Raw genomic sequence first — 13,088 nt, forward strand, 5'->3', positions numbered from 1 at the left:
CAATATTTGAATTATGCTTAAAAAACTCCAAAATCATATCAATACAAACTTATCTTTTTTAAAAGAAAAGAAACTCTTGCTTGCCGTTAGCGGTGGAATTGATAGTATGGTTTTAGTGCATCTTTGTCATCATTTGCAATTGGATTTTGCAGTAGCACATTGTAATTTTCAATTGCGCGGAAATGAAAGCGATGATGATGAAAACTTCGTGAAATCACAAATAGAAAACCTGTCACCTCGAGCGCAGTCGAGAGGCAAAATTCCACTTTTCACCCAAAAATTCGAAACAGCAACCTTTGCCAAAGAGCAAAAATTATCCATTCAAGTTGTAGCGAGAAAACTGCGCTATGACTGGTTCTATTCACTTTTAGCCAATCATAATTTTGATTTTATCCTAACAGCACATCATCTGGATGACAGTATAGAAACTTTTTTAATCAATTTTACAAGAGGTTCAGGATTGGATGGTTTAACTGGAATTCCGGAGCAAAACGATAAAAATGTTCGACCATTATTGATTTTTTCTAGAAATGAAATTGAAACTTTTGCTCAAGAAAACAATATCACTTGGCGCGAAGACAGTAGCAATGCTTCCGATAAGTATTTGCGAAATAAATTGCGACATGATGTAATTCCGATATTGAAAGAACTAAATCCCAGCCTACTTTCATCATTTGAAAACACAATAAAAAATTTAAAACAATCGCAGTCATTAGTGGACGATGCTGCAAAAATAGTTTATGAAAAAGTGGCTTCAGAAGAAGAACATCATACTGTTTTTGATTTGACAAAGCTGTTAAAATATCCTAATCATCAAGCGTATTTATTTCGTTGGTTAGCCAGTTTTGGATTTGCTGATTGGAATTCGATTTCCGATATACTAATAGCACAATCTGGAAAACAAGTACTTTCCAACACACATATTCTCCTCAAAAACAGAAATACTTTGTTATTGTTTCCACGACAACAAACAGCAGATGAAGCCATTTTTTGGATTGAAAAAGACCAAGTGGAAGTTAAAGTTCCCTTAAATTTGACCTTTTGTAACCTAAGTGACATTTCGGTTCAATCAACTAATGTTATCTTTGTCGATGAAGAAAAGCTTCAGTTTCCGCTAACGCTTCGCAAATGGAATGAAGGCGATATTTTTTATCCATTTGGAATGAAAGGTAAAAAGAAATTGAGTAAGTTTTTCAAGGACGAGAAGTACTCGTTGTTGGATAAATCCAATGCATGGTTGCTCTGTTCTAATGACCAAATTGTTTGGGTTATTGGAAAACGCCAAGACGAACGATTTAAAACAACAGCAACAACAAAAAATATTTTACAAATTAACTACATCGAATAAGTAATGAAGAAACTACTCTTTTCACTCTTCACATTTTTGGCTTTCGCCAATGGGTTTTCTCAAATAATCAATCCAGTTAAATGGTCTTCTAAAATTGAAAAACTTTCTGATACAGAGTTTAATCTGGTTATGGAAGGAAAAATTGAAGACGAATGGCATGTGTATTCTCAATTTACTCCTGAAAATGGACCATTGCCAGCCGAATTCAAGTTTAAAGATGGTAAAGGCAATTATGAACTGATTGGAAAAGTAAAGGAAAGTCCATATAAGAAACAATATAACGATGTTTTTGAAGTAGACGAATACTATTTTGAAAAGAAAGTAACGTTTACTCAAAAAGTAAAAATTACCAACCCAAAATTGACTTCAATCAAAGCTTCTATTGATTATCAGGTCTGTAAAGAAGTCTGTATCAATCAGGATTATACATTTACATTTGCTTTGCCAAAAATAGAAGTAGCAACGACAGATGCACCAGTTGTAACTACTGATACTGCTAAAGTTGATACAATACAAACAGCAAAAGAAGAACAAATAAAAGTGGTTGAAACAACGAAATCATCTGAATCTAAGCAAGAAGAAGAAAAAGGATTGTGGACGATTTTCTTTTTAGCATTTCTAGGAGGTTTTGCGGCTTTGTTAACACCTTGTGTTTTCCCAATGATACCAATGACGGTAAGTTTTTTTACTAAACAAAGTAAAAATCCAGTACAAGGAAAACGTAACGCAATATTATATGGAATATCTATTATTGCTATTTATGTTGTTCTAGGATTAGTCATCACAGGGATTTTTGGTGCTGATGCTTTAAATGCTTTATCAACCAATCCTTGGTTTAATATACTTTTCTTCGTTTTGTTAGTCGTATTTGCAGTATCTTTTTTAGGAGCATTTGAAATTATGTTGCCAAACTCTTGGGCAAATAAAGTAGATAGACAAGCTGATAGAGGTGGAATCATTGGAATATTATTTATGGCATTGGCATTAGCAATTGTTTCCTTTTCATGTACTGGACCAATTGTTGGAACGCTTTTAGTAGAATCTGCATCCAAAGGTGGAATTGCACCAATTGTTGGAATGCTTGGTTTTTCATCTGCATTAGCATTACCATTTATGTTGTTTGCTATGTTTCCGAGTTGGTTAAATTCATTACCAAAATCCGGTGGTTGGTTGAATACAGTTAAGGTTTCCCTTGGATTTTTAGAATTGGCTCTAGCCTTCAAATTTTTATCCAATGCGGATTTGGTTTTGCAATTACATTTATTAGAAAGAGAAGTCTTTTTAGCGATTTGGATTGCCATTTTCGGAGCTTGGGCTTTATATTTATTTGGCAAAATTACGACACCACATGATAGTCCATTAACCCATATTTCCGTTGGAAGATTATCATTAGCCTTATTGGTTTTGGCTTTCACCGTTTATATGTTGCCAGGATTGTTTGGTGCACCACTAAAACTAATTTCTGCTTTTCCACCGCCACAAACGTATAGCGAAAGTCCAACAGGTTTTTTTGGCAATAATTCTTCTTCTACTTCAAATGAAAAAACTTTGCCCGATGGTGCAAAGGCAGGCGAACACGGAATTATTACTTTCACTGATTATGACAAAGGATTGGCTTATGCCAAAGAAGTTAATAAACCAATACTACTAGACTTTACGGGATTTGCATGTGTCAATTGTCGTAAAATGGAAATCAACGTTTGGTCGGATAAAGAAGTGCTAAGTGTTTTGAAAAATGATTTGGTTTTAATTTCTTTATATGTTGATGATAAACGTGAATTGCCTAAAGAAGAAAAGCACGTTTCAAAAGTAACAGGAAACGATATTGAGACAATAGGCGATAAGTGGACGGAATTTATGATTACACGTTATAAAACCAATACACAACCGTTCTATGTTTTAACCGATGTAAAAGAGCAAAAGCTAAACGAACCAGTTAGTTATACTCCAGATAGTAAAGAATACTTAGCTTGGCTAAAAGACGGAATTTCTAAATTCAACTAATCGAATTCTAATTCAGAATAGTCAAATACTCATTTAAAAGGTTGCTTTTGGTAAAACAAACGCAACCTTTTCTGTTTTTTCCTATCTTTAAAATAAATAAAACCTAACCAGTTATGAAAAATTCAAAAATCACCGCTTTGCTATTACTCTGCGTAATGGCTTTCTTTTCCTGTAATCCTGATGATGGCGGTTCGACCTCTGGACCAGATGACAACACTTTTACTCAAAACTTTGGAGCAATAACCAACCGAGATTTTATCGGTCAGGTAGTGGACGCAGACAATCAACCCATTCAAGGAGTAACCATTAAAATTGGTTCTTCGACTACACTAACGGATGTTAATGGTGTTTTTGTTATTAATAACGCATCAGTTTATCAGAAGTTTGCTTATATCACTGCTAAAAAATCAGGTTATATTGATGGTTCTCGTTCGTTAGTTCCAACTACAGGTAAAAATAATGTAAAAATTATGATGATACCTTTTGCTGCACAAGCAACCATACAATCGGGTGAAGCAAGTGAAGTATCGATTTATTCGGGAACGAAAGTAAAATTTGACGGAGCTTTTCAAGACGAAAATGGAGCTGATTATACAGGTGCTGTTGAGGTAGCGATGTTTCATTTAACACCAACTGATGGTAATATTAGTCAACTAATGCCAGGAATGTTATATGCGCAAACGGAGAATAATCAAGAAGCTATTCTAGAAACTTTTGGAATGATCAACGTAGAACTTCGCGGTTCTGGAGGACAAAAATTAAATATCAAATCAGGTCATACGGCTGAAATTACGTTACGTATTGACGATACGCAATTGGCAACAGCGCCAAATACAATTCCGCTATGGCATTTCGACGAAGTAAAAGGCTATTGGAAACAAGATGGTATTGCTACAAAAATTGGTAATAAATATGTTGGAGAAGTATCGCATTTTTCTTGGTGGAATTGTGATGCTTTTACCGAAATGGTTCGTTTAACGGTAACGATTGTAGATAGCAATGGTAATGAAATTTCTAATGCAGGAGTTGGATTGATAGCTAATGGAAATACATGGCCTGTAATAGGTTATACTACTGGTGACGGACAAGTATCAGGATTAATTCCTGCGAATCAAACACTGACGTTAAATGTTTATTCGACTTACTACACTTGCAATGCCGATAATATTATTTACACCACAACCATTGGACCATTTAGCACCGATACCGTTTTACCTGATGTTGTGGTTGCACTTTCCAGTTCAACTTTAAGCACAACGGTAGAAGGAAATCTACTAAAATGTAATGGAAGCAATGTAACTAACGGTTATGTGTTGCTTAGTCGATATGGAACCTATTCTTTTTCGCCAGTAACGAACGGTGCTTTTAGTTTTAATGAATTGTATTGTAATAACGATACAGAATTTAAATTAAAAGGAGTTGATGTTGAAAATTTGCAAGAGACTGATTCTATTAGTTATAATTTTGTTTCACCAATAACTTCCGTTGGAAATCTTCAAGCTTGTACTGCTATTGACGAATTCATTTCGTATCAAATTGATAATGATCCGACTATTTTTATTTTGTTAGGTTTGAATGGAAGTGCAAATCAAGGTGGAATTCCTGCTGGTATGAGTGTTAACGGATATTCAAATAATATGGGAATATATATTTGGGGAAATACAGCATTGCCTGGAACCTATACCACAGATGTTTTTCAGATTGAAGGTAATGGAGTTGGCTATATTGGACCAGACACACCCAACACGATACAGTTTAACCTAAACCAATTTGGTGCTATTGGCGAGTATATTGATATGACTTTCAATGGAACTTTTCAAGGTGAAAACAATGTCACCCACACTTTGACAGGTACTGTTCACGTAAAAAGAGATAATTAATCGAATAAAATTCAAATAAAAAAAAATGCCTCAAAATATCGAGGCATTTTTTTTGTGGAGTCGCCGAGAGTCGAACTCGGGTCCAAACAAGGAAGCAAAGAGCTTTCTACACGTTTATTTCCTGATTAGATTTTCGATAGTTAGCTAGGTCAGAAACAACCACCAACTACTTAGCTTTATCAGTGTCAAAATGGATTTAAAGCATTACCATTTCTAGGTTTATCTTTACGGTTTACCTTAATCAAACGCCACAAACCAAGGCTTTTGAGGTAAATCTAGCTTCTCGACCTTGTCGAGACTAGGCAAATCTTACTATAATTCAGATTAAGCAGCTAAAGCGTAATTATTTTCGCCGTTTATAGGTTTGTACCTTTGGATTTACGAGCAAAAAGTACAATGCTCGACGTGCTTACTGTCCGTTTCATCTTGCTGTCAAAACCAGTCGACCCCAAAATTGTTTAACTGAATAGCAAAAATCAGACCACAAATATAGTACACTTTTTTGAAAAATCTAACAGATTATTCTTCTCCTTTTTGACTTTCTAATTAAATCGTTTTTCAATAAAGGCAACAAAGTTTTCATCGCTCATTTTGTTCGAAGTACATTCTGTAGCAATAGCGTTTTTATATTGCGGTGTTTCGGCTAGGAACTTCATGAACTGTTCTTGAACTTGACCAGTTCCTGTGAGATGAATTTGGTCAACATTGGGCATTTTACTGGCAATTTCCTTAAAGAACTTTTGCGTTAAGCTAATTTCTTGGTGGTTGGCTGCATTTTCATTGGAATTTTTATCTGGACCAGCATTGCTAACATGTCCTAAAACAATAAAATCACCATTAGCTTCTTCTTCTCTTCCTACGATGGTAGCGTTGTGCGTATCCATCCAAACTCCAAACTGTTTTTTGTTTTTTTCTGACATGACTTTAGTATTTTTTCTAAAGGTAGTCCATCGGCTGGGGGAAAAGTGTTTTTTGTGATAGGATTGTGATTAGTGGTTTTCTTTTGGGTTGTTTATTAGATAATTGCTTTTGTTCTTAGCTACTATTTTAAAGGTCAAACTAAACTATATAACACTTCCAAGATATTTCTCATTACCCAAACCAATTTGTAGCAAACCTCTAAACCCAAAACAACAAATTAAAAAACTTGCTACTGATTGATAATTGTTTAGATTTGTAAATCTTTAAAAAAGAACGCAATGAAATTAAAAATTACCTTTTCAATACTATTATTTTCTATTCTATTTGCTAATGCTCAAGTAGTGTTTGAAGAACAATTGGTTATTGATAATACATTTTATATGCAGAATCCAAATGGAGTTGTGTCTGCAGATTTTGATGGAGATGGTGATCAAGATGTACTATCTTCGGCTTATTTCGGCAATAGGTTAGTATGGTTGGAAAATCTGAATGGAATAGGCACTGAAGTCCAACTTCATTTGATTTCTTCTACTATTCAAACACCTTGGGGAGTTTGTGCTGCAGATTTAGACGGTGATGGAGATTTAGATGCAGTTTCGACTTCATTAAGCGGTAATAATGTTTCATGGTTTGAAAATACCGATGGCAACGGAACATTCGTATACAAACAAGGAATGTTTGCCACTTTGGTCAACAAAGTCATGGCTGTTGATATGGATAATGACAACGATTTGGATTTAGTATGGTCATCGTCCAGCGATAGTGAATTGCGATGGACCAAAAATAATGATGGATTAGGAACTTTTGGTAGTACTGTTATAATTGATGCTAATTCAACCAACTCACCTGGATTTTTTCCTGCTGATATTAATGGTGATGGCGCTATGGACATTATTTCTGGTTTTGGATCATCAACAGGTTCAAATGGATTAACGTGGTTCAGAAACAGTAATAATGGTTTAGGAACTTTGAGTACACGAATATTGATTTCTAATCAAGTTAGTTATCTTACTTCTGTTTATGCTGGCGATTTAGACGGTGATGGTGACATGGATGTTGTATCGGCTTCGTCGATTGATAATAAAATTGCTTGGTATGAAAACACAGATGGCATTGGTACATTTGGTACACAACAAATTTTAACCACTAATGCATTAGCAGCCATTATAGTAAGAATAGCCGATGTTGATGGCGATGGCGATAAGGACGTAGTTTTTGGTTCTAATGATGATAAAAAAATAGGATGGTTTAATAATATCGATGGTTCTGGCACGTTTAGTGAAGAGATTATCATTGCAACACATTCTGGCGATATTAGAGATATTCACTTTTCGGATGTGGATGCTGATGGCGATTTAGATTTTCTTGCCGCTACAAACACCGATAATAATGTTACCTTATATAAAAATACAAACGGTTTAGGTAGTTTTTCATCAGATATTCTAACAAAACACGTTGATGGTGGTCGTATTGTAGTTGCTGAGGATATAGACAATGATGGCGATAAAGATATTTTTGCCGCATCGTATTGGGATGATAAAATTTCGTGGTTTAAAAATCTTGATGGTCAAGGAGATTTCTTTAATTCACAAACGGTTGTAAGTTTAGCAAATAATGGTATAACATCTGTTTTTGTAGGAGATGTTGATGGCGATGGATTTAAGGATTTATTGGCTACAGCTTATCTTGATGGAACCGTTTTTTGGTTTAAAAATATCGATGGTTTAGGCAACTTTGGTCCACAACAATCTATTGATACAAACTTGTATAATTCATCACGAGTTTATCTTTCTGATATTGATAATGATGGCGATATGGATGTGTTTGCTATTGGAACTTCTCGTTTTGCATGGTATGAAAATCTAGATGGATTGGGTAGTTTTGGACCACAACAAACCATTGATAATATCAACAATTTTACTATGTTTGATGTGGATTTTGACGATTTAGATGGCGATGGCGATATCGATATTTCAGTAGCTGGAAGTTATGGAATGCTTCGCTATTTGAATACAGATGGTCAAGGTACTTTTAGCTCCAGAATAATTCTTGAAACTAGTGAATATCGTGCTGTTTCAACAGAAATTGCTGATGTTGATGGCGATGGTGATAGTGATTTACTTTACATGGGTACAATTGGTCAAACATCTTCCAATACTTTCATAGGATGGTCTAAAAATTTGAATGGTTTGGGTAGTTTTGGACCAATTCAAATTATCACTACTTTAGTTCCTACACCAAAAGGTTTGGTTGTAGCCGATTTTGATAATGATGGCGACATAGATATAGCAAGCTCATCTCAAGGAAATGGCGGCGTTATTGCTTGGTATGAAAATACCGACGGTCAAGGAGCATTTGCCAATACACAACAAATTATTTCACAAACATCAAACAGCCCTTTTGATATTTATGCTGCAGATATTGACAATAACAATAAAATAGATATTGTATCTATCTCTAATATTGACGATAAGATTTCATGGCATAAGAATATAGGAATCATAGACTCTAATAGCATTTCGGGCTCAATTCGTTTTGATTTACTAGGAGATGGTTGCACCGAAACAGATGCATTAATGACAGGAATTTTGGTTATTGCTACCGATTCTGCAACTACAAACGCTACTTTCACACAAGAGAATGGACAATTTCAACTTTATACTACTGAAGATGGAGTTGTAACTACAGAGGTAAGTTCGCAACTACCAACTTATTATGCTGCAAATCCACCTAGTGCCCAGTCTAATTTTATTGGCTTAGGCAATAGCAATAACATTGATTTTTGTGTTTCTCCAACGGCTGTTATCAATGAATTATCGGTTTCTGTTTATCCAACTATAAACGATCCGAGACCAGGATTTTTTACTTTTTATCGTATTGTTTATTCCAATAGAGGAACTACTCAATTGAGTGGCGCTATTACCTATGAATTTGATGGAACAAAACTTAGTTTTGTTAGTGCTAATCAAACTACTACTTCTCAAACTAGTTCAATGGTTACTTTTGATTACGCTAATTTAAATCCATTTGAAACACGAACTATCGATCTAGTGTTTTCCATTTTTCCACCACCAACAACTAATATCAACGAAATAATTACAAGTACTGTAACTATAAATCCTATTACCGATGATTTTATTCCAAACAATAATGTCTATTCTCTAAATCAACTTGTCATTGGTTCTTATGACCCAAATGATATTACCTGTCTTGAAGGCGACCAAGTATTGATAGAAGATGCAGATGAATATTTGCATTATCTAATTCGTTTTCAAAATACGGGAACTGCAGAGGCAATCAACGTTTGCGTTGATCATGTTTTAGACGACAAACTAGATTGGACTACTATGCAACTAGAAAGTTTAAGCCATTCTGGTCGTGTTACAATCAATAATGGTAGCGACGTAAGCTTTATTTTTAACAACATCAATTTACCTGATAGCACTAACGACGAACCGAACTCACATGGTTTTATTACCTATAAAATAAAACCAAAAAACAATGTGGCATTAGGCGATATCATCAATGCATCGGCAGCTATTTATTTTGATTTCAATCCACCGATTATAACTAATACTGCGGCAACAGAATTTGTTGAAACTTTAGCAACAGGTGATTTTGAAGTAGGGAAAGTGTCCGTATATCCTAATCCAACTAATGGTATTTTGAATATTGCAACTACTAGTACCATTACTGAAATTAGTTTATACAACCAACTCGGGCAATTGGTGCTTTCGGCTAAAGATACAACTAGTATTGATGCTTCCTCTTTGCGCTCTGGCGTTTACTTACTATCGATAAAAGACGCAACAGGTGCTACAGTTATTAAACAAATTAGTAAGCGATAAAAAAAAGTTAACCTCATTTATGCTCTGGTGTTTAGAGATAAACGAGGTTGGGTTTTTATAATTTGTAATTTTATGGTTAGGAATGTTGGTTGTGCAAAGGTTTCTCTTCATTTTAACGCTTTTCTTTTCCAACCCTTCACTTACTAGAAAACATCATAAAATCGCCAATGCACAAACAACCCTATGAGAATAATGTAAATAAGATTATTTAAAGTAAATAATCCTTTGGCTAAGAAGCTCCAACTATTTTCCTTAAAAAGTCTGTAATTAATAACAGAAAAAGGAAATATAAGCACCAATAATAGAAAGGGTAGGTATGAAGTCAAACTCACAAAAACATTTGTCGGGTCTTTGTATGGCGCAGGAAAGTAGAATACGTTAACACTACCGCTCAATACAATCATATAATAAAACAAGAATAAACCATTTGGAACCAGCACCAGTGGAATATAAGCGTACTTTAAAGTCTTTTTTCTTCTGAAATAGTGAATTAGAAAGAAAATAGAAGTCAATAAAAAAAATCCAGCAGATGCCACTATAAATAATCCAATTGCAATACTATCCTTTGGGGTTTTGAAATGGCGCAATTTTTCAAATTCAGCATTGTGCGGAAATAAGGTTTCTATCGCAATACTATGGTCGCCTTTTTTTAATTCTTCGCTTACGTTGAATTGAACCGTTGTTTTGTAGTCGTGATAAAAATATAAGTTCACAGTCTTATTTTTTAAATCCCAAATAGAAGAGAGTAAAGTGCCATCGCCAATTTTTTTTCTACAAACGTGCATCTTGTCTGATAGCGCTGTACAATAGGCTAATGAAGTGTCAAAACCGTTCTTTAAAAAGGCTACGCCGTTTCGGTATCTATCAAGTTTATTAGCATTTTGTTCAAGAGTTATCGAAGGACAAAAATTTGAAATCACATATGTCGGTTCGTTTCCTATAGTCAAAGTATAGGGTTCAACAATCAAATACTTCCCCGATTGGTCAACATAGATAAAAACATCTTCAATAAAATAGCTATGGTCATAGTTACTTATAAACGCTCTAACTTCTTCTACAGATTTACACGAATGAAGAATGTCTTTTAAATACTTTGTAGGGTTAGAAATGGTCTTTCTGTTTGCGAAATTTTCTTTAACAGGATGATGAGAAGCAAGTCTTTCAAAAGCCAAACCCATTTCATTCATTCCAGATTGTGGTGCATAGCCGTTGGCACCATCATATCGCGAACCTGTAAAAGCGGCACCATATAAACCGTTGCCTTTGCCTTTTTCGAACCAAATATGTGGAGTTACTCTCCAAGCATCTTCATTGCTTCCAAGTATCGTTTTATCACCACTCGTAATTTTATAACCACTGCAAGCACCACTTTTTTGTATAAATACAAAAGATAAAATCGTAAATAAAATAAGTTTTACGAACAGCGTTTTCTTTATTCCTCTCATCATATAGTTTCTAAGGTGACAGTTGTTTTTTTATTGTTCGTTCAGCTTGCAGTTGTTGATCTTACTATATAACGTTAGACTTTGAAAAATAGTATAGTCCTTCCACCAAATATACTAAAAACAGTTCAGACCCAACAGGTTTTTAAAACCTCTCAGGTCTTGTGTTGGTTTTATGTAATGGATTATTAGTTCAAGTTTGTGGGCACGGATTTCAAATCCGCGCGATTTGGGATTGTGATTAGTGGTTTTCTTTTGAATTACAACTTCAAAACAAAACCTCTTTTAATAGCTTTAAAAGAGGTTTTATTATAATTATTTTTGAAGGATAAAGTATCTACAATTATACTATTTTTTTATAATTTTTTCAGTAGTTCTATTTCCTTGAATATCTGTAATCATTACTAGGTAAATACCAGAACTTAAATCACCCAAGTAAATTCTGTCTTCCGTAAAGTTTACATTATTTAAAACCCTGCCGTTCAAATCTGAAATATTTACTTCTTTTAAAGCTATATCACTTTTTATATTTAAAAAATCTGATGTTGGATTTGGATATAAGGATAGTTTACTTCTTGAATCATTATCAGATAATCCTAGTGTTGAATCATTTATTATTACAACTTTGTTATCAGTAGTGTTAAAAGCGTAACATCCATTACCACATGTTATTATGTTTTTTACATTGCCAAAGGCTTGTGTGATTGATAGACTATCAAACAGCAAGAAAGTAGTCGGGTTAAATCTTTTAAAAGTTATGTTTCCATTCCAATCATAACTTGCGTAACAAACTCTATTGTAATAATCATCATATACAACTGGACCAGAAACGTTTGAAAATTGTCCACTTACAAAAGGAGCTGAGGACATGTCTACAACTGTTCCATTAGTTGCATATAGTGTATTGTTTTTATATACAAAATCTAAACCAAAACCAGTTAAAACACCTGCATTCACACTTGAATTAGAAACGCCACCGGCATTTACGCTTAATCGTCTTAAACCATATTCGGTGCTTTCTGTATTATAACCTACCAAAGTAGTAGCACTTGTAAACTCAAATACATTACTGCCTGTATGGTCTGGCGTAGTGGTTGGTCGCATCACACTATCATCATAAATGGCAACTCCACCGTGGGTTGGCGATACGTTTGGTCTTCTTCTTGACACTGCAATCGTATTTGGACTTCCAGGCATAACTTCGATATCTTGAGCATAAAAGGAACCAAAAAAGGGATCGCTACCCAAACTAAATTGAAGCCCTGCAGTTTGGTTAGCAACATCAAAACGTCTAATAGTCGATGTTCCAGTAAAACCTGCATAAACATATTGTCCATTATCAGAAATTGCAAGTACAGATGGCTCACTACCAATAAAAACGGTATTTTCTAAAGTTTTTGTAACTGGATTTATAACGCCAATACTATTTCCATTTGCTCCATTTGCACTTGGTATACTTGCATAAATTTTATTAGTTACAGAATCATAAACTAAATCATTTACAGTTAAATTTAGCGTTTGTACTTGTAGTTGAGCAAATGTTATAGAGTTGCTTCCAATTAGTAATAAAAATAGAATTCTTTTCATATCAATTTATTAGTTATACTGTATTTATGGTTGACAAAACTACAAAAGTTTTTTAATA

At 34.3% G+C, this 13,088-nt stretch carries 7 protein-coding genes and 1 other RNA gene; 4 read left to right on the forward strand and 4 right to left on the reverse strand.

All coding sequences use genetic code 11. The features are described from left to right. Nucleotides 1–13: 13 nt before the first annotated feature. The 3 genes from tilS to BC748_RS07755 all read left to right on the forward strand — a co-directional run bounded on the left by tilS (nucleotide 14) and on the right by BC748_RS07755 (nucleotide 5,232). On the forward strand, nucleotides 14–1,348 hold the full coding sequence (tilS, locus tag BC748_RS07745) for a tRNA lysidine(34) synthetase TilS (RefSeq protein ID WP_133532909.1): 1,335 nt from the start codon (nucleotides 14–16) through the stop codon (nucleotides 1,346–1,348). 3 nt (nucleotides 1,349–1,351) lie between these two features. Then, a complete protein-coding gene (locus tag BC748_RS07750; RefSeq protein ID WP_133532910.1) occupies nucleotides 1,352–3,352 on the forward strand; it encodes a protein-disulfide reductase DsbD family protein in 2,001 nt (666 codons plus the stop codon). A 113-nt stretch (nucleotides 3,353–3,465) separates the two neighbouring features. Next, nucleotides 3,466–5,232: a carboxypeptidase-like regulatory domain-containing protein gene (locus BC748_RS07755; protein WP_133532911.1), complete on the forward strand. Its 1,767-nt coding sequence runs from the start codon at nucleotides 3,466–3,468 to the stop codon at nucleotides 5,230–5,232. Between the two features lie 52 nt (nucleotides 5,233–5,284). Here BC748_RS07755 and ssrA read toward each other — a convergent pair. Together ssrA and BC748_RS07765 are read right to left on the reverse strand one after the other, a co-directional pair. Further along, nucleotides 5,285–5,682: a transfer-messenger RNA gene (gene ssrA / locus BC748_RS07760) on the reverse strand. Between the two features lie 92 nt (nucleotides 5,683–5,774). Next, nucleotides 5,775–6,152 carry a hypothetical protein gene (locus tag BC748_RS07765; RefSeq protein WP_133532912.1) on the reverse strand — a complete coding sequence of 126 codons (378 nt, stop codon included), beginning with the start codon at nucleotides 6,150–6,152 and terminating at the stop codon, nucleotides 5,775–5,777. Nucleotides 6,153–6,431: 279 nt separating this feature from the next. On the opposite strand from BC748_RS07765, the gene BC748_RS07770 reads away from it, so the two are divergent. Then, nucleotides 6,432–10,001, forward strand: a complete 3,570-nt coding sequence (locus tag BC748_RS07770) for a T9SS type A sorting domain-containing protein (RefSeq protein ID WP_133532913.1) — start codon at nucleotides 6,432–6,434, stop codon at nucleotides 9,999–10,001. A gap of 143 nt (nucleotides 10,002–10,144) precedes the next feature. Here the strand turns inward: BC748_RS07770 and BC748_RS07775 are convergent, their stop codons facing one another. After that, entirely contained in the window at nucleotides 10,145–11,449 is a 1,305-nt protein-coding gene (locus BC748_RS07775; protein ID WP_133532914.1) for an Ntn hydrolase family protein, read from the reverse strand. Nucleotides 11,450–11,791: 342 nt separating this feature from the next. Next, nucleotides 11,792–13,030: a T9SS type A sorting domain-containing protein gene (locus tag BC748_RS07780; protein WP_133532915.1), complete on the reverse strand. Its 1,239-nt coding sequence runs from the start codon at nucleotides 13,028–13,030 to the stop codon at nucleotides 11,792–11,794. Nucleotides 13,031–13,088 lie beyond the last annotated feature (58 nt).

Origin of the sequence: Flavobacterium dankookense, assembly GCF_004362665.1 — a bacterium.
GTDB lineage: Bacteria > Bacteroidota > Bacteroidia > Flavobacteriales > Flavobacteriaceae > Flavobacterium > Flavobacterium dankookense.